Annotated in this window: 26 protein-coding genes; 14 read left to right on the forward strand and 12 right to left on the reverse strand. The window is 62.0% G+C overall.

What is annotated here, in order from left to right:
* Positions 1–12 precede the first annotated feature (12 nt).
* Genes HBO05_RS18420 through HBO05_RS18435 form a run of 4 tightly spaced genes read left to right on the forward strand, consistent with a single transcriptional unit; the run spans position 13 to position 2,581 of the window.
* On the forward strand, positions 13–447 hold the full coding sequence (locus HBO05_RS18420) for a DUF4426 domain-containing protein (protein WP_029300487.1): 435 nt from the start codon (positions 13–15) through the stop codon (positions 445–447).
* A complete protein-coding gene (gene rdgB, locus HBO05_RS18425) occupies positions 444–1,040 on the forward strand; it encodes an RdgB/HAM1 family non-canonical purine NTP pyrophosphatase (protein WP_172313696.1) in 597 nt (198 codons plus the stop codon). Before HBO05_RS18420 ends, rdgB begins: the two co-directional genes overlap by 4 nt.
* Positions 1,037–2,239 (forward strand): radical SAM family heme chaperone HemW, encoded by a 1,203-nt coding sequence (gene hemW, locus HBO05_RS18430; RefSeq protein ID WP_262381430.1) that lies wholly within the window; start codon positions 1,037–1,039, stop codon positions 2,237–2,239. Before rdgB ends, hemW begins: the two co-directional genes overlap by 4 nt.
* An 18-nt stretch (positions 2,240–2,257) precedes the next feature.
* Positions 2,258–2,581, forward strand: coding sequence for a DUF3392 domain-containing protein (locus HBO05_RS18435; protein ID WP_034116244.1), 324 nt, complete (start codon positions 2,258–2,260; stop codon positions 2,579–2,581).
* A 138-nt stretch (positions 2,582–2,719) separates the two neighbouring features.
* Here the strand turns inward: HBO05_RS18435 and trmB are convergent, their stop codons facing one another.
* From trmB to HBO05_RS18455, 4 genes are all read right to left on the reverse strand, one after another.
* Positions 2,720–3,445, reverse strand: coding sequence for a tRNA (guanosine(46)-N7)-methyltransferase TrmB (trmB, locus tag HBO05_RS18440; RefSeq protein WP_169954936.1), 726 nt, complete (start codon positions 3,443–3,445; stop codon positions 2,720–2,722).
* A gap of 9 nt (positions 3,446–3,454) precedes the next feature.
* Entirely contained in the window at positions 3,455–4,249 is a 795-nt protein-coding gene (locus HBO05_RS18445) for a thiazole synthase (RefSeq protein ID WP_017845016.1), read from the reverse strand.
* A 55-nt stretch (positions 4,250–4,304) separates the two neighbouring features.
* Complete coding sequence (gene thiS, locus HBO05_RS18450) at positions 4,305–4,505, reverse strand: sulfur carrier protein ThiS (protein WP_162947777.1); 201 nt, start codon at positions 4,503–4,505, stop codon at positions 4,305–4,307.
* A gap of 71 nt (positions 4,506–4,576) precedes the next feature.
* Positions 4,577–4,957 (reverse strand): DUF423 domain-containing protein, encoded by a 381-nt coding sequence (locus HBO05_RS18455; RefSeq protein ID WP_076963151.1) that lies wholly within the window; start codon positions 4,955–4,957, stop codon positions 4,577–4,579.
* Positions 4,958–5,031: 74 nt separating this feature from the next.
* Here HBO05_RS18455 and mtgA point away from each other — a divergent pair, with 74 nt between their 5' ends.
* On the forward strand, positions 5,032–5,754 hold the full coding sequence (mtgA, locus tag HBO05_RS18460) for a monofunctional biosynthetic peptidoglycan transglycosylase (protein WP_169954937.1): 723 nt from the start codon (positions 5,032–5,034) through the stop codon (positions 5,752–5,754).
* A gap of 170 nt (positions 5,755–5,924) precedes the next feature.
* On the opposite strand, the gene rpoH is transcribed toward mtgA, so the two are convergent.
* The 4 genes from rpoH to ftsY form a co-directional block, all read right to left on the reverse strand.
* A complete protein-coding gene (gene rpoH, locus HBO05_RS18465; RefSeq protein ID WP_003176698.1) occupies positions 5,925–6,779 on the reverse strand; it encodes an RNA polymerase sigma factor RpoH in 855 nt (284 codons plus the stop codon).
* Positions 6,780–6,908: 129 nt separating this feature from the next.
* Positions 6,909–7,931 carry a permease-like cell division protein FtsX gene (ftsX, locus tag HBO05_RS18470; protein WP_057440383.1) on the reverse strand — a complete coding sequence of 341 codons (1,023 nt, stop codon included), beginning with the start codon at positions 7,929–7,931 and terminating at the stop codon, positions 6,909–6,911.
* Positions 7,928–8,599 (reverse strand): cell division ATP-binding protein FtsE, encoded by a 672-nt coding sequence (gene ftsE, locus HBO05_RS18475; protein WP_003213784.1) that lies wholly within the window; start codon positions 8,597–8,599, stop codon positions 7,928–7,930. The genes ftsX and ftsE overlap by 4 nt, the downstream gene beginning before the upstream one ends.
* Positions 8,596–10,002, reverse strand: a complete 1,407-nt coding sequence (gene ftsY, locus HBO05_RS18480) for a signal recognition particle-docking protein FtsY (RefSeq protein WP_172313650.1) — start codon at positions 10,000–10,002, stop codon at positions 8,596–8,598. The genes ftsE and ftsY overlap by 4 nt, the downstream gene beginning before the upstream one ends.
* A 341-nt stretch (positions 10,003–10,343) precedes the next feature.
* On the opposite strand from ftsY, the gene HBO05_RS18485 reads away from it, so the two are divergent.
* From HBO05_RS18485 to HBO05_RS18500, 4 genes are read left to right on the forward strand one after another with little or no spacing between them, the layout of a single operon-like run.
* On the forward strand, positions 10,344–11,699 hold the full coding sequence (locus HBO05_RS18485; protein ID WP_170057583.1) for a pitrilysin family protein: 1,356 nt from the start codon (positions 10,344–10,346) through the stop codon (positions 11,697–11,699).
* Positions 11,692–13,182: a pitrilysin family protein gene (locus HBO05_RS18490; RefSeq protein WP_172313652.1), complete on the forward strand. Its 1,491-nt coding sequence runs from the start codon at positions 11,692–11,694 to the stop codon at positions 13,180–13,182. Before HBO05_RS18485 ends, HBO05_RS18490 begins: the two co-directional genes overlap by 8 nt.
* The gene (rsmD, locus tag HBO05_RS18495; protein WP_169954941.1) at positions 13,182–13,796 is read left to right on the forward strand and encodes a 16S rRNA (guanine(966)-N(2))-methyltransferase RsmD; all 615 of its coding nucleotides are present in this window, start codon (positions 13,182–13,184) and stop codon (positions 13,794–13,796) included. Before HBO05_RS18490 ends, rsmD begins: the two co-directional genes overlap by 1 nt.
* A gap of 58 nt (positions 13,797–13,854) precedes the next feature.
* Positions 13,855–14,850 carry a hydrolase gene (locus tag HBO05_RS18500; RefSeq protein WP_172313654.1) on the forward strand — a complete coding sequence of 332 codons (996 nt, stop codon included), beginning with the start codon at positions 13,855–13,857 and terminating at the stop codon, positions 14,848–14,850.
* A gap of 113 nt (positions 14,851–14,963) precedes the next feature.
* On the opposite strand, the gene HBO05_RS18505 is transcribed toward HBO05_RS18500, so the two are convergent.
* Together HBO05_RS18505 and HBO05_RS18510 are read right to left on the reverse strand one after the other, a co-directional pair.
* Positions 14,964–15,818 (reverse strand): sulfurtransferase, encoded by an 855-nt coding sequence (locus tag HBO05_RS18505; protein WP_172313656.1) that lies wholly within the window; start codon positions 15,816–15,818, stop codon positions 14,964–14,966.
* Between the two features lie 33 nt (positions 15,819–15,851).
* Complete coding sequence (locus tag HBO05_RS18510; RefSeq protein WP_029300622.1) at positions 15,852–16,523, reverse strand: TetR/AcrR family transcriptional regulator; 672 nt, start codon at positions 16,521–16,523, stop codon at positions 15,852–15,854.
* A gap of 147 nt (positions 16,524–16,670) precedes the next feature.
* Between HBO05_RS18510 and HBO05_RS18515 the strand changes: the two genes are divergently transcribed.
* From HBO05_RS18515 to HBO05_RS18535, 5 genes are all read left to right on the forward strand, one after another.
* Complete coding sequence (locus HBO05_RS18515; RefSeq protein ID WP_169954944.1) at positions 16,671–18,098, forward strand: coniferyl aldehyde dehydrogenase; 1,428 nt, start codon at positions 16,671–16,673, stop codon at positions 18,096–18,098.
* A gap of 28 nt (positions 18,099–18,126) precedes the next feature.
* Positions 18,127–18,672 carry a twin-arginine translocation pathway signal protein gene (locus HBO05_RS18520; protein WP_170042145.1) on the forward strand — a complete coding sequence of 182 codons (546 nt, stop codon included), beginning with the start codon at positions 18,127–18,129 and terminating at the stop codon, positions 18,670–18,672.
* A gap of 57 nt (positions 18,673–18,729) precedes the next feature.
* On the forward strand, positions 18,730–20,325 hold the full coding sequence (locus tag HBO05_RS18525; RefSeq protein WP_172313658.1) for a GMC family oxidoreductase: 1,596 nt from the start codon (positions 18,730–18,732) through the stop codon (positions 20,323–20,325).
* Between the two features lie 114 nt (positions 20,326–20,439).
* Positions 20,440–20,919 carry a pantetheine-phosphate adenylyltransferase gene (gene coaD / locus HBO05_RS18530; RefSeq protein ID WP_003176711.1) on the forward strand — a complete coding sequence of 160 codons (480 nt, stop codon included), beginning with the start codon at positions 20,440–20,442 and terminating at the stop codon, positions 20,917–20,919.
* A 103-nt stretch (positions 20,920–21,022) separates the two neighbouring features.
* Entirely contained in the window at positions 21,023–21,274 is a 252-nt protein-coding gene (locus tag HBO05_RS18535) for a YfhL family 4Fe-4S dicluster ferredoxin (RefSeq protein ID WP_003213796.1), read from the forward strand.
* A 122-nt stretch (positions 21,275–21,396) separates the two neighbouring features.
* Here the strand turns inward: HBO05_RS18535 and mutM are convergent, their stop codons facing one another.
* On the reverse strand, positions 21,397–22,209 hold the full coding sequence (gene mutM / locus HBO05_RS18540; protein ID WP_057440389.1) for a bifunctional DNA-formamidopyrimidine glycosylase/DNA-(apurinic or apyrimidinic site) lyase: 813 nt from the start codon (positions 22,207–22,209) through the stop codon (positions 21,397–21,399).
* Positions 22,210–22,230: 21 nt separating this feature from the next.
* Positions 22,231–23,043 carry an HDOD domain-containing protein gene (locus HBO05_RS18545; RefSeq protein WP_172313700.1) on the reverse strand — a complete coding sequence of 271 codons (813 nt, stop codon included), beginning with the start codon at positions 23,041–23,043 and terminating at the stop codon, positions 22,231–22,233.
* Positions 23,044–23,289 lie beyond the last annotated feature (246 nt).

Consider the following 23,289-nt stretch of genomic DNA (forward strand, 5'->3'; position numbering starts at 1 on the left):
AGGAGGACGATCATGAGTCGCCTGGCTATTTTTCTACTCACCGCCTGCCTGGGCGCCAGTGCCATGGCCGCCGGCCCTATCGACAGCAATCGGCAGAAGGCATTTGGTGATATCACCGTGCACTACAGCACCTTCACCTCCAGCTTCCTACAACCCGAGACAGCCCAGGCCGTGGGCGTGGTGCGCAGCAAGAACAAGGGCATGATCAACGTTTCGGTGATCAAGGGCGTGGAGCCCGTGGCGGCGCAAGTGACCGGCACGATCAAGGACCTGACCGGCAAAAGTGAAATGCTGACCTTCAAGCAAATCACCGAAAAAGGCGCGATCTACTACCTCGCCCCCTACTCGGTGCCGCAGCAGGAATTCCGCACTTTTACCATCAATGTTGAAACCGGCGGCAAGGCCCACGGTTTCAGTTTCACCCAAGAACTGTTCCCGGCCGAATAATGAACCTGACACAACTCGTACTGGCCAGCCATAACGCCGGCAAACTCAAGGAACTCCAGGCCATGCTCGGCGAATCGGTGCAATTGCGCTCGATTGGCGAGTTCAGCCAGGTGGAGCCGGAAGAGACCGGCCTGTCGTTCGTCGAGAACGCCATCCTCAAGGCCCGCAATGCCGCGCGCATTTCCGGCCTGCCGGCACTGGCCGACGATTCGGGCCTGGCGGTGGACTTCCTCGGCGGCGCTCCTGGCATCTACTCGGCGCGCTATGCCGACGGCAAAGGCGACGCGGCGAACAACGCCAAGCTGCTGGACGCCCTCAAGGACGTGCCGGACGCGATGCGCGGCGCGCAGTTTGTCTGCGTGCTGGCGCTGGTGCGGCATGCCGACGACCCGCTGCCGATCCTCTGCGAAGGCTTGTGGCACGGGCGCATCCTGCATACGGCCAGCGGCGAGCACGGGTTTGGCTATGACCCGTTGTTCTGGGTGCCGGAGCGCAATGTGTCCAGCGCCCAACTGAGCCCCGCCGACAAGAACCAGATCAGCCACCGCGCCCGCGCAATGGATTTGCTGCGCCAGCGCCTGGGCTTGAAATGACCCACAACACCTCCGCGCAGCCCCTGATCCTCGGTGGCGCGCAAACACCTCGGGCGGCCTTGCCAGTGCTGCCGCCCCTGGCGCTGTACATCCACATCCCGTGGTGCGTGCGTAAATGCCCCTATTGCGACTTCAACTCCCACACCGCCAGCAAGGTGTTGCCGGAAGAAGAGTATGTCGACGCGCTGCTGGCGGACCTGGATCAGGACCTGCACGCGGTGTATGGCCGCGAGTTGAGTTCGATCTTCTTTGGCGGCGGCACGCCAAGCCTGTTCAGTGCGGCGGCGCTGGGCCGGTTGCTGGAGGGCGTGGAGCAACGTATCCGGTTTGCCAGCGATATCGAAATCACCCTGGAAGCCAACCCCGGCACCTTCGAGCAAGAGAAGTTCGTCGCCTACCGCAAGCTGGGGATCAATCGCCTGTCGATTGGCATCCAGAGCTTCCAGCAGGAAAAGCTCAAGGCCTTGGGCCGCATCCACAACGGCGACGAAGCCGTACGCGCCGCCGGCATGGCACGCCAGGCCGGGTTCGATAACTTCAACCTGGACCTGATGCACGGTTTGCCCGATCAATCCCTGGACGACGCCTTGGGCGACCTGCGCCAGGCGATTGCGCTCAAGCCGACCCATCTGTCGTGGTACCAACTGACCCTGGAACCCAACACCGTATTTTGGAACCAGCCGCCGACGCTGCCGGAAGACGACACCCTGTGGGATATCCAGGAAGCCGGCCAGGCCCTGCTCGCCGAACACGGCTACGCGCAATATGAAGTCTCGGCCTACGCCCAGCCGGGCCGACCCGCGCGGCATAACCTCAATTACTGGAGTTTTGGCGACTTTATCGGCATCGGCGCCGGCGCCCACGGCAAGCTCAGCCATCCAGACGGGCGCATCGTGCGCACCTGGAAGACCCGCGCACCGAAGGACTACCTCAACCCGGCAAAAAGCTTCCAGGCAGGCATGAAAGAGCTGACCAACGAGGAACTGCCCTTCGAGTTCCTGATGAACGCCCTGCGCCTGACCGAGGGCGTGGAAGCCAAGCTGTATGCCGAGCGCACCGGCCTGGACCTGGCCAGCCTGGATCAAGCCCGCAGGGATGCCGAACAAAGTGGCTTATTGCAGGTCGAACCGTCACGCCTGGCGGCCACGGACCGTGGGCAACTCTTTCTCAATGACCTGCTGCAGAAGTTTTTGAGCTGATCGCTCTAAGGAAATCGAATGGATCTGGTACTCGACCTGCTCGCCACCGTATCCCGCTGGAGCCGTAGCAACCTGTCGGAAATATCCCTGGCGCTGGTAGGCTGCCTGTTGGTGCTATTCGGCGCCGACATCAAGGGCTGGGTCGAAGCGCGCCTGGGCAGCATCGCCGGCGCCTTGCGCGTACCGTTGATGGCCCTGCTGTGCATGATCGGCAGCGGCGCCGCGCTGATCTACGCCACGCCGTGGATTGTGCGGGGGTTGAGCCAGTTCAATAACTACAGCCTGGCACCGGTGCTGTTGGTGGTGCTGGTGTTGATTGGCGTGGTTGCCGACCGTCGCTGACTCAAAGCCCACCACAAAACAACTGTAGGAGCTGGCTTGCCTGCGATAGCATCACCTCGGTGTATCAGTGATACCCAAGTGACGCTATCGCAGGCAAGCCAGCTCCTACAGTTGGTCGCATTCCAGTTTTCTGGCTGATCAAGCCAGCTTTTCGAACTTCAAATCCCAAACCCCATGCCCCAACCGCTCGCCACGGCGTTCGAACTTGGTGATCGGACGTTCGGCCGGGCGTGGTACGCACTGACCATCTTCGGCCAGGTTGCGGTAGCCAGGGGCGACGTTCATCACTTCCAGCATGTACTGCGCATACGGTTCCCAATCGGTGGCCATGTGCAGGATGCCGCCCACCTTGAGCTTGCTGCGCACCAGTTCCGCGAAGGACGCCTGGACGATACGGCGCTTGTGGTGACGACTCTTGTGCCATGGATCCGGGAAAAACAGCATCAGGCGGTCGAGGCTGTTGTCGGCGATGCAGCGGTTAAGCACTTCGATCGCATCGCAGTCATAGACCCGCAGGTTTTTCAGGCCCTGGGTCAGCACGCCGTTAAGCAGCGCGCCCACGCCCGGACGGTGCACTTCCACGCCGATAAAGTCTTGCTCGGGCGACGCCGCAGCCATTTCCAGCAGGGAATGGCCCATGCCGAAGCCGATTTCCAGGGAGCGCGGGGCCGAACGGCCAAACACCTGGTCGAAGTCCACCGGCGCATCGGCCAGGGGCAGGACGAACAGCGGCGTGCCCTGGTCCAGGCCCTTTTGCTGGCCTTCGGTCATGCGCCCGGCACGCATCACAAAACTCTTGATGCGGCGGTGCTTGGACTCGTCGCCTTCTTCCACGGGGTTCGGCGTTTCGTTTGATTCAGTCATCAATGGCTCTTACTTGATCAGACCATCCAGCGGCGAGGAGGCGCTGGCGTAAAGTTTTTTTGGCATACGCCCGGCGAGGTACGCCAGGCGGCCAGCGACAATCGCGTGTTTCATGGCTTCGGCCATCATGATCGGCTGTTGCGCATTGGCGATGGCCGAGTTCATCAGCACCGCTTCGCAGCCGAGTTCCATGGCGATGGTGGCATCGGACGCGGTACCGACGCCGGCATCCACCAGCACCGGGATCTTGGCTTCTTCGAGGATGATCTGCAGGTTGTACGGGTTGCAGATCCCCAGGCCAGTACCGATCAGGCCGGCCAGCGGCATGACCGCGATGCAGCCGATCTCGGCCAGTTGGCGGGCGATGATCGGGTCATCGCTGGTGTAGACCATCACGTCGAACCCTTCCTTGACCAGGGTTTCGGCGGCCTTGAGGGTTTCGATCACGTTGGGGAACAGGGTTTTCTGGTCCGCCAGCACTTCCAGCTTCACCAGGTTGTGGCCGTCGAGCAGCTCACGGGCCAGGCGGCAGGTGCGCACAGCTTCGATGGCGTCGTAGCAACCGGCAGTGTTGGGCAGGATGGTGTAGCGATCCGGCGGCAGGATATCCAGCAAGTTCGGTTCGCCCGGGTTCTGGCCGATATTGGTGCGGCGCACAGCCACCGTCACGATTTCGGCGCCCGAGGCTTCGATAGCCAGGCGGGTTTCTTCCATGTCGCGGTACTTGCCGGTGCCTACCAGCAAACGCGACTGGTAGGTACGACCGGCCAGGACGAAGGGCTTGTCGCTACGAACGATGCTCATGGGAAATCCTCGAGTTGGGGTGAGGTTCTGCAGAATCCGGGTAGTTGCCGCAGGGCTAGCCGCCGCCGATGGCGTGGACCACTTCAACCTGATCGCCTTCGGTGAGGGCGGTTTCGGTGTGCTGGCTACGCGGGACGATATCCTGGTTGAGCTCCACTGCGACGCGACGTCCGGTCAGTTCCAGACGGGTCAGCAGGGCCGCGACGGTTTCACCGTCGGGCAGTTCATAGGATTCGCCGTTCAATTGAATGCGCATGCCACGGGCCGCCATCGTTTTTAGGGGCCAGCATTCTAGCCTGATCGTGACCTGAAGGTCAGCTACAAGCGTCAGGCGGTCAGTTGCAGGCGCCAGGCGGCGAGCCCCAGGCACAGCCAGCCAATCAGGAACGCCAGGCCGCCAAACGGCGTGATGATCCCCAGCTTGCCAATGCCGATGGTGGTCAGCAGGTACAGGCTGCCGGAGAACAGCAAGATGCCGATGCTGAACGACACACCGGCCCAGAGCACCAGGCGCCCGGGCACATGCGCGGCCAGCAAGGCCACGCCAAACAACGCCAGGGCGTGCACCAGTTGGTAGGTCACGCCGGTGTGGAATATCGCCAGGTATTCAGCCGTCAGGCTTTTTTTCAGGCCATGGGCGGCGAACGCGCCGAGGGCAACACCGGTAAAGCCGAAAAAGGCCGCCAACATCAGAAAGCCACGCAGCATGAGGAACTCCAGTCAGACTCAAAGGGCCGGGTCTGTATAATGGCCCGCTCAACGGGTTCGGCCAAGCCATCTCTATGCTGCGTGTCCTCTTCAGTCGTTTTCTCAAAGTCGTGAAATGGTTTGTCATCGGCAGCGTTTTGCTGGTGCTGCTGTTTCGTGTCGTCCCGCCGCCGTTTACCGCACTGATGGTCGAGCGCAAGATCGAGTCCTGGGTCGATGGCGAGCCCATTGACCTGCAACGTACCTGGGTGCCGTGGGATGAGATCTCCGATGACTTGAAAGTCGCGGTGATGGCCGGCGAGGACCAGCGCTTCCCACAGCATTGGGGTTTTGACTTCGGGGCGATCCAGGCTGCGCTGCTGCATAACGAGCGCGGCGGCTCGATTCGCGGCGCCAGTACGCTGAGCCAGCAGGTATCGAAAAACCTGTTCCTGTGGGCCGGCCGCAGTTATGTGCGCAAGGGCCTGGAAGCCTGGTTTACCGGGCTGATCGAAATCCTCTGGCCCAAGCAGCGGATCCTTGAGGTGTACCTCAACAGCGTGGAATGGGACGAAGGTGTGTTTGGCGCAGAGGCGGCAGCGCGGCATCATTTTGGCGTGGGTGCCAAGGGGCTTTCGCGGCAGCAGGCCAGTTATCTGGCAGCGGTACTGCCCAATCCAAGGGTGTGGAGTGCCAGCCATCCGACGGCGTATGTGGCGCGGCGGGCGGCGTGGATTCGCCAGCAGATGGGGCAGTTGGGTGGTACTGGCTATTTGAATGAGCTGAACAGTACGCGAAAGGCGCCGTGGGCCAACTGACGCAACATAAAACCTGTAGGAGCCGGCTTGCTGGCGATGGCGCTGTATCAGCCAATCATTGAGAGCCGGTAGATCGCCATCGCCGGCAAGCCGGCTCCTACAGGGGCGCGGCACGAACAAAAATGCCCCGAGCTTTCGATCGGGGCATTTTTTTGCTCGTTCGTTGCGTGTTAGGCGGCGATCGACAGTTTCAGCTTATTCATCGCGCTCTTCTCAAGCTGACGAATACGCTCGGCCGACACATTGTACTTTTGCGCCAGGTCGTGCAGCGTGGCTTTTTCTTCTGCCAGCCAGCGCTGGTAGAGGATGTCACGGCTGCGGTCGTCCAGCACTTCCAGTGCTTCGTGCAGATTGTGATTGGAGTTGTCGCTCCAATCGGCATCTTCCAGTTGACGCGCCGGGTCATACCGGTGGTCTTCCAGATAGTTGGCCGGCGATTGGAAAGCACTGTCGTCGTCCGCTTCAGCGGCCGGGTCAAAGGCCATGTCATGGCCGGTCAGGCGACTTTCCATCTCGCGCACTTCCCGAGGCTCCACGCCGAGGCTTTCGGCCACACGATGGACTTCCTCGTTGTTCAGCCACGCCAGGCGTTTTTTCTGGCTGCGCAGGTTGAAGAACAGCTTGCGCTGGGCCTTGGTGGTCGCCACTTTCACAATGCGCCAGTTGCGCAGGATGAACTCGTGGATTTCCGCCTTGATCCAGTGCACGGCGAACGACACCAGGCGCACACCCATTTCCGGGTTGAAGCGTTTCACAGCCTTCATCAGGCCGACGTTGCCTTCCTGGATCAGGTCAGCCTGGGCCAGGCCGTAGCCGCTATAGCTACGGGCGATATGTACGACAAAACGCAGGTGGGCGAGCACCATCTGCCGAGCCGCCCCCAAATCCTGCTCATAGTAGAGACTCTCGGCCAGTTCACGCTCCTGCTCGGGCGTCAGCAATGGAATGCTGTTGACCGTGTGCACATAGGCTTCCAGGTTCGCGCCTGGGACCAGAGCATAAGCAGGTTGCAAAGAAGTGGTCATACGAAAAAACCTCCGACTCACATAACTCGTGCAGTTCAGCACTGCGAAAATTGACCGGAAACCGTAGGACAAGTTCCCTAAACCACTGATACGGTCAATACAAACGAAACCACATTAATCTGACATTAACTACTTCGGCGCCAGCTCACGTAAATGCCGTGCGACCGCAATCCAAGCACCGATATACCCCAACAACACCGCGCCAAGCAACAGTGATAGACCATCGGCAGCGGGTACGCCAGCCAGGGCAAAATCACTGCCATACAAACCAGCCAGGCCGACTACCGCGTCGTTCAGCCAATCCAGGCCAAACGCCAATACGCCCCAGGACAGAATCCCCGCACCAAAGCCATAAAGCGCGCCCATGTACAGAAAAGGACGACGCACATAGCTGTCTGTGCCGCCGACCAGTTTAATCACTTCTATCTCGGTGCGGCGGTTTTCAATATGAAGACGAATGGTATTGCCTATCACCAAAAGTAATGCAGAAACCAGCAATACCGTCAGGCCAAAGACAAACCGGTCGCCCAGCTTGAGAATCGCCGCCAGACGCTCGACCCACACCAGATCAAGCTGCGCCTGCTGTACCTTGGGCAATTCAGCCAATTTTTGTCTTAATGCTTCAAGGGCCGTCTTGTCGATTTCATTGGGCGTGACCAACACAACCCCCGGCAGCGGGTTCTGCGGCAGCTCCTTGAGCGCCTCACCCAGGCCGGACTGTTGCTGGAACTCTTCCAGCGCCTGGTCGCGGCTGATGTACTCGGCATCCGCCACGCCCGGCAGGTTCTTGATCTGCTCGCGCAGGGCCTCGCCTTCAGTGGCGCTGGCATCCAGTTGCAGATATAGGGAAATCTGCGCCGCGCGCTGCCAGGAACCGCCCAGGCGCTCGACATTATTAAGCAGCAACGACAAGCCCATCGGCAGGCTCAACGCCACGGCCATCACCAGGCAGGTGAAAAAGCTGCCAATCGGCTGCTTGCCCAGGCGGCGCAGGCTGTCCACCAGGCTGGCGCGATGGCTTTCGATCCAGGCGTGCAGCAAGGTGCTGAAGTCAGGGCCGTCATCATCGTCGCGTTTCTTTTTCTGCGGTTGCGGGTCGGCCGCTTTCGGCGCTACGCGCTCGGAAACTTTAGGGCTGCGTGTGGCACTCATACGCCAGCCTCCCCGTCACCAATCAGGCGGCCGCGCTGCAGGGTCAGCATGCGATGGCGCATGCGCGCGATCAATGCCAGGTCGTGACTGGCAATCAGCACGCTGGTGCCCAGGCGGTTGATGTCTTCAAAAACACCCATGATTTCTGCAGCCAGGCGCGGGTCGAGGTTACCGGTGGGTTCGTCCGCCAGCAGCAAGGCCGGGCGATGGACGATGGCGCGGGCAATGCCGACGCGCTGTTGCTGGCCGGTGGACAGGTCGCCGGGGTACAGGTCGGTCTTGTCCGACAGCGCCACCCGCTCCAGGGCCGAATCCACACGCTTGACGATTTCGGCCTTGGACAGCCCGAGGATCTGCAATGGCAGGGCAATGTTATTGAACACTGTGCGATCGAACAGCAACTGGTGGTTCTGGAACACCACGCCGATCTGCCGGCGCAGGAACGGGATCTGTGCATTGCTGATGGTGGCCAGGTCCTGGCCCGCCAGCAGCAATTTGCCGGTGGTCGGACGCTCCATGGCCAGCAACAGGCGCAGCAAGGTACTTTTGCCGGCGCCGGAGTGACCGGTGACAAACAAAAACTCGCCACGGCGCACCCGGAAACTCAGCTCATGCAAGCCGACATGCCCGTTGGCGTAGCGCTTGCCCACCTGTTCAAAACGAATCATGAACGCTCCCGCTCGGCAAACAGTGCCTGGACAAAGGGTTCGGCCTCAAACGTGCGCAGGTCATCAATGCCTTCGCCGACACCGATATAACGAATCGGCAGCCCGAATTGTTTAGCCAGGGCGAAAATAACCCCACCCTTGGCCGTGCCATCGAGCTTAGTCAACGCCAGGCCAGTCAGCTGGACTGTCTGGTTGAATTGCTTAGCCTGGCTGATCGCGTTCTGCCCGGTCCCGGCGTCCAGCACCAACAGCACCTCGTGGGGCGCGTCGGCGTCGAGCTTGCCTATCACCCGGCGGACTTTCTTCAACTCTTCCATCAAGTTGTCTTTGGTATGCAGGCGACCGGCGGTATCGGCGATCAGCACATCGACGTTACGGGCCTTGGCGGCCTGCACGGCATCGAAGATCACCGAGGCGGAGTCGGCGCCGGTGTGCTGGGCGATCACCGGGATCTTGTTGCGCTCGCCCCACACCTGCAATTGCTCCACGGCAGCGGCGCGGAAGGTGTCACCGGCGGCGAGCATGACTTTCTTGCCTTCCAGTTGCAGCTTCTTCGCCAACTTGCCGATGGTGGTGGTCTTGCCGGCGCCGTTGACGCCAACCACCAGGATCACAAAGGGTTTTTTCTCGGTAATCACCAGCGGCGCTTCCACTGGCTTGAGCATGGCGGCCAGTTCGGCCTGCAATGACTTATAGAGCGCGTCGGCGTCGGTGAGCTGCTTGCGCGCGACCTTCTGGGTCAGGCTCTGGATGATCACGGCGGTGGCTTCGACGCCCACGTCAGCGGTCAGCAGGCGGGTCTCGATATCTTCGAGCAACTCGTCATCGATGATCTTTTTGCCGAGGAACAGGCTGGCCATGCCTTCGCCGATGCTTGCGCTGGTCTTGCTCAGGCCTTGCTTGAGTCGGGCGAAGAAGCCGGTCTTGCTGGTTTCGGCAGGTGCGGTGGCAGGCTCGGCAACTACGGCTACGGGCTCGACAATCACCGGTTCGACCACAACGGGCAGGGGCTCGGCGACCACCTCGACCGGCTCCACAACCACAGGAATCGGTGGTGCCACATGTTCGGCCTGCACATCCTCGACCAGCGCGACAGGCTCTTCAGCCACCGGCAATGGCGGCCACGGCTTGTGCTCTGGCTCTGGCTCTGGCGCAGCCTCCACCACCGGCTGCAAGACCGGCTCGGCGATAGGCAGCACCACAGGCGCCGGCGCCTCGACGACAGGCTCGGCCACCGGTTCAATCGCAGGTTGCGCCTGCAAAACAGGCTCGGATACGGGCTCAGGTTGGACTTGCGGCTGTTCGACGACGGTTTCCTGCGGCTTTTTGCGCAGCCATCCGAACAGGCCTTTTTTTTCGCCAGCCGCAGCTGGGCTCTTCTTGTCGTCGTTGGAACCAAACATGGAGGACGGCTATCTCACGGTAGCGACGCGCCAAGGTGGCGCCTCGGTAAATAATATTCGATGCGCAACAGACTGTTTTTTAGCCAGCTTGTTCATGCGCAGTATTTTGTGAGGCGTGAATACAGCCTCAACAAATCGATTCAATATAGGACTGAAGCGATAAAATCGGCGAAAAGCGGATTAAAACCGGGGAACCCCACGGATAACTCCATCTTCACGACGACTGGATCCGAAACGATATGACAGCCGCAGTGGCCGCCGCTAATACGGACCAGTATCCTAGCACCTCCTCGCCCGCCGACGCTAAGACCAAGCGGGCAGCCCAACAGGTTTAAAAACGAATGAATGCTCTAGCCCGCCGCGCCGCAGGCCTGCTGCTCAGCACAGTTTGTCTGCCCCTTTCAGCCTTGGCTGCCGACCCTCAACCCACCCATGAATTCACCCTGGACAACGGCCTCAAGGTCGTCGTGCGCGAAGACCATCGCGCTCCGGTGGTGGTCTCGCAGGTCTGGTACAAGGTCGGCTCCAGCTATGAAACCCCTGGCCAGACCGGTTTGTCCCATGCCTTGGAACACATGATGTTCAAGGGCAGCTCCAAGACCGGCCCAGGCGAAGCTTCGTTGATCCTGCGCGACCTGGGCGCCGAAGAAAACGCCTTCACCAGCGACGACTACACCGCCTACTACCAAGTGCTGGCCCGCGACCGCCTGGGCGTGGCCCTGGAACTGGAAGCCGACCGCATGGCTACCCTGCGCCTGCCGGCCGACGAATTCAGCCGCGAGATCGAAGTCATCAAGGAAGAGCGCCGCCTGCGCACCGATGACAACCCGATGTCCAAGGCCTTCGAACGCTTCAAGGCCATGGCCTACCCGGCCAGCGGCTACCACACGCCGACCATCGGCTGGATGGCCGACCTGGACCGCATGAAGGTCGAGGAACTGCGCCACTGGTACCAATCCTGGTACGTGCCGAACAACGCCACCCTGGTAGTGGTCGGCGACGTGACCCCGGACGAGGTGAAAACCCTGGCCCAGCGTTACTTCGGCCCGATCCCCAAGCGTGACGTGCCACCGGCGAAAAAGCCCCTGGAATTGGCCGCGCCGGGCGAACGCCTGCTGACCATGCACGTGCAGACCCAATTGCCGAGCGTCATCCTGGGCTTCAACGTACCGGGCCTGGCCACTGCCGAAGACAAGCGTTCGGTCAACGCCCTGCGCCTGATCTCGGCACTGCTCGATGGCGGCTACAGCGCGCGCATCCCGAGCCAGCTGGAGCGCGGTGAAGAACTGGTGTCCGCCGCCTCGACCAACTACGACGCCTACACCCGCGGCGACAGCCTGTTCACCTTGAGCGCCACGCCCAACCAGCAGAAGCAGAAAACCGTGGCCCAGGCCGAAGCCGGGCTCTGGCGCCTGCTGGACGAACTCAAGGCCAAGCCACCGACCGCCGAGGAACTGGAGCGTATTCGCGCCCAGGTCATTGCCGGCGTGGTCTACGAGCGCGACTCCATCACCAGCCAGGCCACGGCCATTGGCTCCCTGGAAACGGTCGGCCTGTCGTGGAAGCTCATGGACACAGAGCTGGCCGAACTGCAGAGCGTGACGCCCGAGGACATCCAGAAAGCCGCGCGTACGTATTTCACCCGCGAACGCCTGAGTGTCGCCCATGTCATGCCCGAGGAGACCACTCATGAGTGATAGCAAAAACAACCGCCTGGTGCTGCCTGGCCTGATCGTCGTGACCCTGGTGGCAGCGGTCGCGGTGTATATCGGTCGCCCGGATGATTCCGTCGCCAGCCCAGCGCTGGAGCAGGCCAAGTCCAGCAAGACCCTGCAATCCCTGGCGGAACTGGACGGCAAGAACCCGACCAATCGCCAGCTCAACGTGCAGACCTGGAACACCGCCGAGGGCGCCAAGGTGCTGTTCGTCGAGGCCCATGAGCTACCGATGTTCGACATGCGCATCCTGTTCGCCGCCGGCAGCAGCCAGGACGGCAACACGCCGGGCCTGGCGCTGCTGACCAACGCCATGCTCAACGAAGGCGTGCCGGGCAAGGATGTGGGGCAGATTGCCGCCGGTTTTGAAGGCCTGGGCGCGGATTTCAGCAACGGTGCCTACCGCGACATGGCGCTGGTGTCGCTGCGCAGCCTCAGTGCCGCCGACAAGCGCGAGGCCGCCCTCACGCTGTTTGACCAGGTGATCGGCCAGCCGACCTTCCCTGCCGACTCCCTGGCGCGGATCAAGAACCAGTTGCTGGCAGGCTTCGAGTACCAGAAACAGAACCCGAGCAAGCTGGCGAGCATCGAGCTGTTCAAGCGCCTGTACGGCGATCATCCCTATGCGCACCCGAGCGAAGGCACACCAGAGAGCGTACCGGCCATTACCCAGGCACAGTTGAAGGCATTCCACGCCAAGGCCTACGCCGCCGGCAACGCGGTGATCGCGATGGTCGGCGACCTGTCCCGTGCCGACGCCGAAGCCATGGCAGCCAAGGTGTCCGCGTCCCTGCCCAAGGGCCCGGCACTGGCGAAAATCGCCGAGCCGACCGAGCCCAAGGCCGGCCTGGGGCACATCGAGTTTCCCTCCAAGCAGACGCACTTGCTGTTCGCGCAACTGGGCATCGACCGTGCCGACCCGGACTACGCCGCCCTGTCCCTGGGCAACCAGATCCTTGGCGGCGGTGGCTTTGGCACCCGCTTGATGAGCGAGGTGCGCGAGAAGCGCGGCCTGACCTATGGCGTGTACTCCGGCTTCTCGCCGATGCAGGTACGTGGCCCCTTCATGATCAACCTGCAGACCCGCGCCGAAATGAGCGGCGGCACCTTGCGCCTGGTGGAGCAAGTGCTGGCCGACTACCTCAAGACCGGGCCGACGCAAAAAGAATTGGATGACGCCAAGCGTGAACTGGCCGGCAGCTTCCCGCTGTCTACCGCGAGCAACGCCGATATCGTCGGGCAACTGGGCGCCATGGGTTTCTACAACCTGCCGCTCAATTACCTGGAAGACTTCATGAAGCAATCCCAGGCCCTGACCACCGAACAGGTCAAGGCTGCACTGAACAAGCACTTGAGCAGCGATAAAATGGTGATCGTGACCGCTGGTCCCACCACCGCGCAAAAGCCACTACCGCCCCCCACTGATAAACCTGCCGAGCAGCCGCTCGGGGTTCCGGAGCATTAATGGCTAGTCCATCGCGCCCTAAAAAACCTGTCCACAACGTTCATAACGGTGTGGGCCAACTGCGCATCATTGGCGGCCAATGGCGCAGCCGCAAGCTGAGCTTCCCCGATGTCGTGGGCCTGCGCCCGACCCCGGACCGGGTCCGCGAGACCCTGTTCAACTGGCTCGCGCCGTACATCGAAGGGGCCAAGGTGCTTGACCCGTTCGCCGGCAGCGGCGCGCTGTTTCTCGAGTCGCTGTCCCGTGGCGCCGCCCTGGGCCAGGCGCTGGACGCGAGCAACGTGGCGGTTTCCAGCCTGCGTGAACACCTGGGCACCCTGCGTTGCACCACCGGTCACGTCCAAACCGCCGATGCCCTGCGCTACCTGGAAACCCAGCCGGCCAGTGCATTCGACGTGGTGTTCCTCGACCCGCCGTTCAACCAGAACCTGCTGCCGACCGTCTGCACCCTGCTGGAAGAGCGCCAATGGCTGGCCGATGACGCCTGGGTCTACACCGAAAGCGAAACCGCGCCATCAACCCTGGGCCTGCCGGGCAACTGGCGCCTGCACCGCGAGCAAAAGTCCGGGCGGGTGTATTACGCGTTGTGGCAACGTACGGCTCTGACCCACTGAAAACGCTGTAGGCGCGAGTTTGTCTGCGGGCAGGCCCGCGCCTACAGGACAGGTATTCATGACACCGCCAGCAAACCGCTTCACCCCCGCCTTCGGCCTCGGCAACCCACATCTGCAAACGCTGTGGGGCCCGCTCTGGCGCCCCACCACCCACCTCGAGCGCCAGCGCGAGCGCCTGTGGCTGGAAGATGGCGATTTTCTCGACCTCGACTGGCACGGCCCCCACGACCCGCATGCGCCCTTGGTGCTGGTGCTGCACGGGCTGACCGGTTCGTCCAACTCGCCCTACGTTGCCGGCCTGCAAAAAGCCCTGGCCAGCCAGGGCTGGGCCAGTGTCGCGCTGAATTGGCGTGGCTGCTCCGGCGAACCCAACCTGTTGGCCCGCAGTTACCACTCCGGCGCCAGTGAAGACCTGGCCGCCGCCATCGCGCACCTGCGGGCCAAGCGACCCTTGGCGCCTCTGTATGCCGTGGGTTACTCCCTGGGCGGCAATGTGCTGCTCAAGCACCTGGGCGAAACCGGCGACCACTGCGGCCTGCAAGGCGCGGCGGCGGTATCGGTGCCGTTTCGCCTGGATCAGTGCGCCGACCGCATCGGCCTGGGCTTCTCACGGGTCTATCAGAAGCACTTCATGCGCGAGATGCTCAGCTATATCCGGGTCAAGCAGCGCCAATTCACCCAGGACGGGCGCGAAGACGCACTGAAGACCCTGGCCGATCTGGGCTCGCTGGAGAAGATGCGCACATTCTGGGATTTTGATGGGCGCGTCACCGCACCGCTGCATGGCTACCTGAGCGCCGAGGACTATTACCGGCGGGCGTCGAGTCGTTACTTCCTGGGGGAGATTCGCACGCCAACGCTGATCATCCAGGCGGCGGATGATCCTTTTGTGTTTGCCCACAGCTTGCCCCAGGCCAGCGAACTGTCGGACTGCATCGAGTTTGAACTGCAGGCCAAGGGTGGGCATGTGGGGTTTGTCGAGGGTTCGCTGAAGACGCCTGGGTACTACCTGGAGCGGCGGATCCCGCATTGGTTACGGGTAAAACACGGTTAATCATGTGGGAGCGGGCTTGCTCGCGAATGCGGCGTTTCAGCTAATAAATTCGGTGGCTGGCACACCGCATTCGCGGGCAAGCCCGCTCCTACATTTGATCGGGGATTACCCACTTAATCGCCGGTAGCAATTTCGCGCTGCGGATCATTGATCCACTCACTCCACGACCCCGCATACAACTTGCCCAACGGATACCCCGCCAGGCTCAAGGCAAACAGGTTGTGGCACGCCGTCACACCCGAGCCGCAATACGCCACCAATTCCTGGGGCGAGCGGCCTTGCAGCTTTTCTGTAAACCGTTGCTTGAGCTGCGACACCGGCAAGAAGCGCCCGTCACTGCCCAGGTTCTCGCTGAACGCCGCACATTGCGCGCCGGGAATATGCCCGGCAATCGGGTCAATGGGTTCCACTTCACCGCGAAAGCGCGGCAAGGCACGGGCGTCGATCAAGGTCAGGCCCGGCTGGCCCAGACGTTTTTGCAGGTGCTCGGCGTCCAGCAGAAGATGGTTGTCCGGGCTGCCGGCAAAGGTGCCAGGCTCGGTGCTCGGCGCATCCAGGCTCAAGGGGAAACCGGCGCTGTGCCAGGCCTTCAGGCCACCATCGAGGATCGACACACCGTCACGCTTGCCCAGCCACACCAGCAGCCACCAGGCACGGGCGGCAAACGCGCCAGGGCCGTCGTCATACAGCACGATTTCGCTGTCGGCATTGACGCCCCAGGCCTGTAACTGCTGGACCAGCACCTGGGGCGCCGGCAGCGGATGGCGACCAGTCACGCCCTTGGTCACTGGCCCACTGAGATGGCGCTCCAGGTCCGCATACTGCGCCCCCTCGATATGCCCTTCGGCATAGCTGCAACGCCCGTAATCCGGGTCTTCCAGGGCAAAACGGCAATCGAGGATGACTAAGCCTGCGTGCTGCTGGCGTTCGGCCAGTTGTTCCGGGCTGATCAGTTGCGCAAGCGGCATGACGGACTCCTGGAAATACGTTCGGGAAAGGGCCTACTTCACTTCTTCCAGTGCCTGACTTAGAGGCACGTAAAATTCTTTGAACAACGCGTCCACGGCTTCTTTGGCCTGGGGCGTGATAAACCCCGCCTCCAGCACCAGCACCTGATACACCCCGCGCTTGATCGCCTCGGCACTCAGGTGTGCGGAGTTCTCGTTGGTGGTGCACAAAAAGCGCACCCAGGAGGTGAGGATGATCCAGGCGTTGAGGGTCAAGGCTTCGGTCTGCACCGGGTCCATGTTCAGGATCCCGGCCTCGACAAACCCCCGGTAAATCGCGCCGCCCTGGATCAGGCAGCGCTGGGAAAAGCGCCGGTAGCCGGTGGCCAGTTCCGGGTCGCTTTCCAGCAGATGCTCAAGGTCGCGGTGCAAAAAGCGGTAGCGCCACATGCCGGCCAACACCGCCTGCAGGTAGAAGCGCTTGTCCTCGACCACCATGGCCCGCCCCTGGGGCGGGCGCAGGAAGCTGTCTACCAGGGCCTCGTACTCGCGAAACAGCACGGCGATAATCGCCTGCTTGTTCGGGAAGTGGTAGTACAGGTTGCCGGGGGATATTTCCATGTGGGCGGCAATATGGTTGGTGCTGATGCTGCGCTCGCCCTGCTGGTTGAACAGCTCCAGGCTGGTTTGCACAATGCGTTCGCTGGTCTTTACTCGTGGTGCCATGGGGTATCGGCTTCTGGAATCCTGATGCAAACATCTTACGGTCTATCCTTGCCAGGATAAAACTGCATGTTGCCGCGAAGTCATTTGACAAAATAGAGCAATAACTCTAAAAACGCAGGTATTCCAATAACAATCGGGAACTGCGCCATGTCTGCCAACGTTGCCTACCTGCAAGATTCCCAGGCGCTGGACCAACTCCAGGACCTGTTCGCTGCTCAGCGCCGCGCCTACGCGGCCAACCCGATGCCAACGGCGGCGCAGCGCCAGCAGTGGCTCAAGGCCTTGCGCGACCTGCTCAGCGATGAGCGCCAGGCGCTGATCGAGGCCATCAGCAGCGATTTCAGTCATCGCAGTGCCGACGAAACCCTGTTCGCCGAACTGATGCCCAGCCTGCATGGCATTCACTACGCCAGCAAACACCTCAAGGGCTGGATGAAACCGTCGCGCCGCGCTGTAGGTATAGCCTTCCAGCCGGCATCTGCCAAAGTGATCTATCAACCCCTGGGCGTCATCGGGGTGATCGTGCCCTGGAACTACCCGTTGTACCTGGCCATCGGCCCGCTGGTCGGCGCGTTGGCGGCGGGCAACCGGGTGATGCTCAAGCTCAGCGAATCCACCCCTGCCACTGGCCAGTTGCTCAAGACCCTGCTGGCGCAAATCTTCCCCGAAGACCTGGTGTGCGTGGTGCTCGGCGAAGCAGAAGTGGGCATGGCGTTCTCCAAGCTGCCGTTCGATCACCTGCTGTTCACCGGTGCCACCAGCATCGGCAAGCATGTGATGCGCGCCGCCGCCGAGCACCTGACCCCGGTCACCCTGGAGCTGGGCGGTAAATCCCCGGCGATTGTCTCGGCCGATGTGCCGCTCAAGGATGCCGCTGAACGGATCGCATTCGGCAAGGCGCTGAATGCCGGGCAAACCTGTGTGGCGCCGGACTACGTGCTGGTTCCCGAAGACCGTGTGGACGGCTTCGTCGAGGCCTACACCCAGGCGGTACGTGGGTTTTATCCGACCCTGGCCGACAACCCGGACTACACCGCCATCATCAACGAGCGACAACTCGCCCGACTCAATGCCTACGTCAAGGACGCAACCGACAAGGGCGCGACCCTGGTGCCGCTCTATGACCAGGGCCAGGCACGGCGCATGGCCCATAGCCTGCTGCTGAATGTCAGCGATGAAATGACCGTGATGCAGGACGAGATTTTCGGCCCGGTGTTGCCCATCGTGCCCTATCGCGGGATCGACCAGGCCTTTGCCTACATCAACCAACGCCCTCGCCCACTGGCGCTGTATTACTTCGGCTACAACAAGGCCGAACAGAATCGCGTACTCCACGAGACCCATTCCGGCGGCGTGTGCTTGAACGACACCCTGCTGCACGTGGCCCAGGACGATATGCCCTTTGGCGGCATCGGCCCGTCGGGCATGGGCCACTATCACGGCCATGAAGGGTTCCTCACGTTCAGCAAGGCCAAGGGGGTGCTGATCAAGCAACGCCTGAATGCGGCCAAGCTGATTTACCCACCGTATGGCAAAGCCATCCAGAAACTGATCCAGAAGCTGTTCGTGCGCTAAAACCGTTACCACCGGGACCACAATAAAAATGAACCCTAGCCTGACTGAATCACCCGCGCTGTCACGGCGCGGCGTCTTGAAAATCGGCCTGTGCGCCAGCGCCTTCCTGGCCACCGCAGGCCTTGGCGCCAGCCTCAGCGGTTGCTCCAGCAGCACCCCCGCCAGCGGCTTTGCCATGCTGCGCAACAGCGACCTGCCGTTTTTGCGCGCAGTGATCCCGGTGTTACTCGAAGGCGCGGCCAGCGCCGAGGTAGTGGCGGCAGGCATTGAAGACACCCTGAAAAAACTCGATTACAGCCTGCAGCACCTGTCACCGGAGATGTTCAAGCTGACCCAGCAGTTGTTCGACGTACTGGGCATGGCCGTCACCCGTGGCCCGCTGACCGGCATCTGGGGCAGTTGGGAAAATGCCAGCAGCGAGCAGATCCGCAACTTCCTGCATCGCTGGGAGAACAGCTTCCTCAACCTACTGCGCATGGGCCAGGGCTCGCTGCTCAAGCTGGTGATCATGGCCTGGTACTTTCGGCCCGAGTCCTGGGCCCATTGCGGGTACCCAGGGCCACCGAAGATCTGACCTTGGCAACCCACTTTGATAGCCACTCCGTAGCCAAAACAATAAGAGAACAAGCTAATGCCCGTACCTGATGTGTTCCGCGATGGCATGGCCCGCGGCTGGAAAACCCATAACGGCGCCGCCCTCGACCAGGACATGGTGCTGGAAGCCGATGTCGCGATCATCGGCAGCGGCGCAGGCGGCGGCACTACCGCAGAGATTCTCAGCGCCGCCGGCTACAAGGTGCTGCTGATCGAAGAAGGCCCGCTCAAGACCAGCAGCGACTTCAAGCTGCTGGAAGACGAGGCCTACGCCAGCCTGTATCAGGAAGGCATCGGCCGCATGAGCAAGGACGGCGCCATCACCATCCTGCAAGGCCGCGCCGTGGGCGGCACCACGCTGATCAACTGGACCTCGAGCTTTCGCACCCCCGACCCGACGCTGTCCCACTGGGCCAGCGAGTACGCGGTCAAGGGCCACAGCAGCGCCGAGATGGCACCGTGGTTTGAAAAGATGGAACAGCGCCTGGGCATCGCGCCCTGGGCCGTGCCGCCCAACCCCAACAACGATGTGATCCGCCAAGGCTGCGAAAAGCTCGGCTACAGCTGGCACGTGATCCCGCGCAACGTGCGCGGCTGCTTCAACCTGGGCTATTGCGGCATGGGCTGCCCGGTCAACGCCAAGCAATCGATGCTAGTGACCACCATTCCCTCGACCCTGGAGCAAGGCGGCGAGTTGCTGTACCTGGCCCGCGCCGAGCGCCTGAAGTTCAGCGGCGACACCATCACCAGCCTCGAATGCGTGGCCATGGATGCGCGCTGCGTAGCGCCTACCGGCCGCAAGATCACGGTCAAAGCCAAGCATTACGTACTGGCCGGCGGCGGCATCAACAGCCCGGCGCTGTTGATGCGCTCGGACGCACCCGACCCGCATTCGCGCCTGGGCAAGCGCACGTTCCTGCATCTGGTGAATTTTTCTGCGGGGCTGTTCGACGAGGTGATCAACCCGTTCTACGGCGCGCCGCAGTCGATTTACTCCGACCACTTCCAATGGCAGGACGGCACCACCGGCAAAATGTCCTACAAGCTCGAAGCGCCGCCGTTGCACCCGGCGCTGGCCAGCACATTGTTCGGGGGTTATGGCACGCAGAACGCCCTGGACATGAGCCAGTTGCCCAAGACCCACGCCATGCTGGCGCTGCTGCGCGACGGCTTCCACCCCGACAGCCAGGGCGGCAGCGTCGGCCTGCGCGGCGATGGCACGCCGGTGCTCGACTATGAGGTCTCGCCCTACGCCTGGGACGGCCTGCGCCGGGCTTTCCACAGCATGGCCGAGATCCAGTTTGCCGCCGGCGCAAAGTCGGTCAAGCCGTTGCACCACGACGCGCGCTACGTCAACACACTGGCGCAGGCCCGCAGCCTGATTGACGGCCTGAACCTGGAACTGCATCGCACCTGCCTGGGCAGCGCCCATGTGATGGGCGGTTGCGCCATGGGCGAAGAGCCGAAAAACGCCGTGGCCGACAGCCTTGGGCGGCATCACCAACTGCGTAACCTGTCGATCCACGACGGCTCGCTGTTCCCCACCAGCATCGGCGCCAACCCCCAGCTTTCGGTGTACGGCCTGACTGCGCAACTGGCGACGGCGCTGGCTGAACGTCTGAAAACAGCATGAAAAAACCAGGTATTCGCGGTGTCTATAGTGCTTTCTTCTGAATAAGTTGACTTGGCCGACCGGGATGGCTGCGATACCATCCGGTTCCCCAACGGACTCCGCCAGGACGACGCGATGAACCGAGTGTTGTACCCAGGTACCTTCGACCCGATTACCAAAGGCCATGGCGATCTGGTCGAACGCGCCTCGCGCTTGTTCGACCATGTGATCATCGCGGTCGCGGCCAGCCCCAAGAAAAACCCGCTGTTTCCCCTGGAACAGCGCGTGGAGCTGGCCCGCGAGGTCACCAAGCACCTGCCCAACGTGGAAGTGGTGGGCTTTTCGACGCTGCTGGCGCACTTTGCCAAGGAGCAGAACGCCAATGTGTTCCTGCGTGGCCTGCGGGCGGTGTCGGACTTCGAATATGAATTCCAGCTGGCCAATATGAACCGCCAACTGGCGCCGGACGTAGAGAGCCTGTTTCTTACGCCGTCGGAGCGTTACTCGTTCATTTCCTCGACCCTGGTGCGGGAAATCGCGGCATTGGGTGGGGATATCACCAAGTTTGTGCACCCTGCGGTCGCCGATGCGCTGACGCTGCGCTTCAAGAAGTAAGACCGCTCGACCGGCGCCCGCTCGCACTGCGGGCGCCAATGCGGCACAATTGCGCGCATTAGTTTTTCAGATGCCTTGGCAGAGCGCCCTGGCAGGAGTTTCCATGTCCCTGATCATCACCGACGATTGCATCAACTGCGACGTCTGCGAACCCGAGTGCCCGAACGCTGCCATTTCCCAGGGTGAAGAGATCTACGTGATCGACCCCAACCTGTGCACCCAGTGTGTCGGCCACTACGACGAACCCCAGTGCCAGCAAGTGTGCCCGGTCGATTGCATCCCGCTGGATGAGGCACACCCTGAGACTGAAGAGCAGTTGATGGAGAAGTACCGGTTGATTACCGGTAAGGCCTGAGACCTTGTGGTGGCTGGGCGGGCCTCATCGCGGGCAAGCCCGCTCCCACACTTGAAGGTGTTCACAAGTCAAAATGTGGGAGCGGGCTTGCCCGCGATGACGGCAGCCGCCGTCACACACAATCAGCTCTGGCACTTGGGGCAAAACACACTCGCCCGCTGCCCCAGCATCACATTGCGCAATTCGCTCCCGCAGACCTTGCACGCCTCGCCACCCCGACCGTAGACAAACAGTTCCTGCTGGAAATACCCCGGCTGCCCATCGCCACCGATAAAGTCGCGCAATGTCGTACCGCCGCGCTCGATGGCGGCCGCGAGGATGCGTTTGATCTCGATCGCCAGCTTCAGGTAACGCCCACGGGAAATGCCCTTGGCCTCCCGGCGCGGGTCGATCCCGGCGGCAAACAGCGCCTCGGTCGCGTAGATATTGCCCACCCCCACCACCACCGCGTTGTCCATGATGAACGGCTTGACCGCCATCGAGCGCCCACGGGACAGCTGGAACAGGCGCTCGCCGTCGAACAGGTCGGTCAACGGCTCCGGCCCCAGGCGCAACAGCAGTTCGTGGTTGTGCGGGTCCTGGCTCCAGAGCATCGCGCCAAAGCGCCGGGGGTCGGTGTAGCGCAGGGCCAGGCCCGACTCCAGCTCGATATCCACATGCTCGTGCTTGGCCGCCGGCAGGCCGACTTCCACCAGGCGCAGGTTGCCCGACATGCCCAAGTGGCTGATCAAGGTGCCAACTTCGGCGTTGATCAAAAGGTACTTGGCCCGCCGCTCCACCAGCACGATGCGCTGCCCGGACAGCCGCACATCGAGGTCTTCGGGGATCGGCCAGCGCAGGCGCCGTTCACGCACCACCACGCGGCTGACCCGCTGGCCTTCCAGGTGCGGCGCAATTCCGCGCCGGGTGGTTTCGACTTCTGGCAGCTCAGGCATATTCGTCTCGCGATAGAAAGGTTAGTGCGCGCCCAGCTCGCGGATCGACAACTTCAGGCTCTCGAAGTCGTAGTCCGACAGGCCCACGTAATCCAGCACCAGGTGGCCGATGCTGTCCCATTCATGGTCCACCGTCTGGTTGCCCAGCACCCGATAGGACGCGCAAATGTGCTCGGCCATCTTCAGGATCGCCAGCAGGTTTTTCAGCGGGCTGTTGCGCGCCGACTCATCGCTGAAAATCGCCAGGGCGTTGTGGTGGTTGGCGATGGCGTTGGTCACATGCTCCGGCAGGCGCCAGGACTTGGCAGTGTAGTAGCCCACCACCGCGTGGTTGGTGTGGAACGCACGGTTCTCGGTGTCGACCACCCGGCAATCGGGCCCTGCCTTGGCGTAGGAGTCTTCCAGCACGCTCATGTAGTCCGGGAAACGCTTGACCATCAGCGGCACGCCACAATCGTGGAACAGCCCCAGGGCATAAGCTTCGTCCACCGCCTGGGAGCCGGTGCGCTTGGCCAGGGTCAGGCAGGTCATCGCCACATCCTGGGCGGTGTCCCAGAACCGGTTGAGGGTGACGATGGTGTCGTCGCTCATCTCGCCCTTGATCGACTGGGCGTTGATCAGGTTGACGATCGAGCGGCTGCCCAACAGGTTCACCGCGCGCTGGATCGAGGCAATCTTGTTGCTCAGGCCGTAATACGGCGAGTTGACGATTTTCAGCAGCGAGCCAGACAGGCCGGGGTCCTGGGAGATCAGCCGCGCAATCACCTCCAGGTCCGGATCGGGCATGTACTGCTCCATCTGCAAATCCACCATGATTTGCGGTTGGGGCGGCACGCTGATGCCTTGCAGGGCCTGTTGGATCTGTTCGGCGGAAAGCTCTTGGGACATAAATACACACTCTGGGCTAGGGGGCGATTCTAACCCCGATGGGAACCTGACCGACACCTCAAAAGCCGGATTGGAAACCGGAGCAAAATGTGGGAGCTGGCTTGCCTGCGATGGCATCGCTGCGGTGCGACAGACAGACCGAGTCGCCTGGATCGCAGGCAAGCCAGCTCCCACATGTCCGGCGGCGCGGCC

The organism is Pseudomonas sp. WS 5079, from assembly GCF_012985465.1.
Taxonomy (GTDB): Bacteria; Pseudomonadota; Gammaproteobacteria; order Pseudomonadales; family Pseudomonadaceae; genus Aquipseudomonas.

Coding starts and splice junctions, on each gene's coding strand:
- HBO05_RS18515 (WP_169954944.1), top strand. CDS start 16,671: ATGTCTGCCAACGTTGCCTACCTGCAAGATTCCCAGGCGCTGGACCAA.
- coaD (WP_003176711.1), top strand. CDS start 20,440: ATGAACCGAGTGTTGTACCCAGGTACCTTCGACCCGATTACCAAAGGC.
- ftsE (WP_003213784.1), bottom strand. CDS start 8,599: ATGATTCGTTTTGAACAGGTGGGCAAGCGCTACGCCAACGGGCATGTC.
- HBO05_RS18525 (WP_172313658.1), top strand. CDS start 18,730: ATGCCCGTACCTGATGTGTTCCGCGATGGCATGGCCCGCGGCTGGAAA.
- trmB (WP_169954936.1), bottom strand. CDS start 3,445: ATGACTGAATCAAACGAAACGCCGAACCCCGTGGAAGAAGGCGACGAG.
- ftsY (WP_172313650.1), bottom strand. CDS start 10,002: ATGTTTGGTTCCAACGACGACAAGAAGAGCCCAGCTGCGGCTGGCGAA.
- rpoH (WP_003176698.1), bottom strand. CDS start 6,779: ATGACCACTTCTTTGCAACCTGCTTATGCTCTGGTCCCAGGCGCGAAC.
- ftsX (WP_057440383.1), bottom strand. CDS start 7,931: ATGAGTGCCACACGCAGCCCTAAAGTTTCCGAGCGCGTAGCGCCGAAA.
- HBO05_RS18520 (WP_170042145.1), top strand. CDS start 18,127: ATGAACCCTAGCCTGACTGAATCACCCGCGCTGTCACGGCGCGGCGTC.
- HBO05_RS18510 (WP_029300622.1), bottom strand. CDS start 16,523: ATGGCACCACGAGTAAAGACCAGCGAACGCATTGTGCAAACCAGCCTG.
- HBO05_RS18505 (WP_172313656.1), bottom strand. CDS start 15,818: ATGCCGCTTGCGCAACTGATCAGCCCGGAACAACTGGCCGAACGCCAG.
- mtgA (WP_169954937.1), top strand. CDS start 5,032: ATGCTGCGTGTCCTCTTCAGTCGTTTTCTCAAAGTCGTGAAATGGTTT.
- HBO05_RS18490 (WP_172313652.1), top strand. CDS start 11,692: ATGAGTGATAGCAAAAACAACCGCCTGGTGCTGCCTGGCCTGATCGTC.
- HBO05_RS18435 (WP_034116244.1), top strand. CDS start 2,258: ATGGATCTGGTACTCGACCTGCTCGCCACCGTATCCCGCTGGAGCCGT.
- rsmD (WP_169954941.1), top strand. CDS start 13,182: ATGGCTAGTCCATCGCGCCCTAAAAAACCTGTCCACAACGTTCATAAC.
- HBO05_RS18485 (WP_170057583.1), top strand. CDS start 10,344: ATGAATGCTCTAGCCCGCCGCGCCGCAGGCCTGCTGCTCAGCACAGTT.
- hemW (WP_262381430.1), top strand. CDS start 1,037: ATGACCCACAACACCTCCGCGCAGCCCCTGATCCTCGGTGGCGCGCAA.
- mutM (WP_057440389.1), bottom strand. CDS start 22,209: ATGCCTGAGCTGCCAGAAGTCGAAACCACCCGGCGCGGAATTGCGCCG.
- thiS (WP_162947777.1), bottom strand. CDS start 4,505: ATGCGCATTCAATTGAACGGCGAATCCTATGAACTGCCCGACGGTGAA.
- HBO05_RS18500 (WP_172313654.1), top strand. CDS start 13,855: ATGACACCGCCAGCAAACCGCTTCACCCCCGCCTTCGGCCTCGGCAAC.
- HBO05_RS18535 (WP_003213796.1), top strand. CDS start 21,023: ATGTCCCTGATCATCACCGACGATTGCATCAACTGCGACGTCTGCGAA.
- HBO05_RS18445 (WP_017845016.1), bottom strand. CDS start 4,249: ATGAGCATCGTTCGTAGCGACAAGCCCTTCGTCCTGGCCGGTCGTACC.
- HBO05_RS18420 (WP_029300487.1), top strand. CDS start 13: ATGAGTCGCCTGGCTATTTTTCTACTCACCGCCTGCCTGGGCGCCAGT.
- HBO05_RS18455 (WP_076963151.1), bottom strand. CDS start 4,957: ATGCTGCGTGGCTTTCTGATGTTGGCGGCCTTTTTCGGCTTTACCGGT.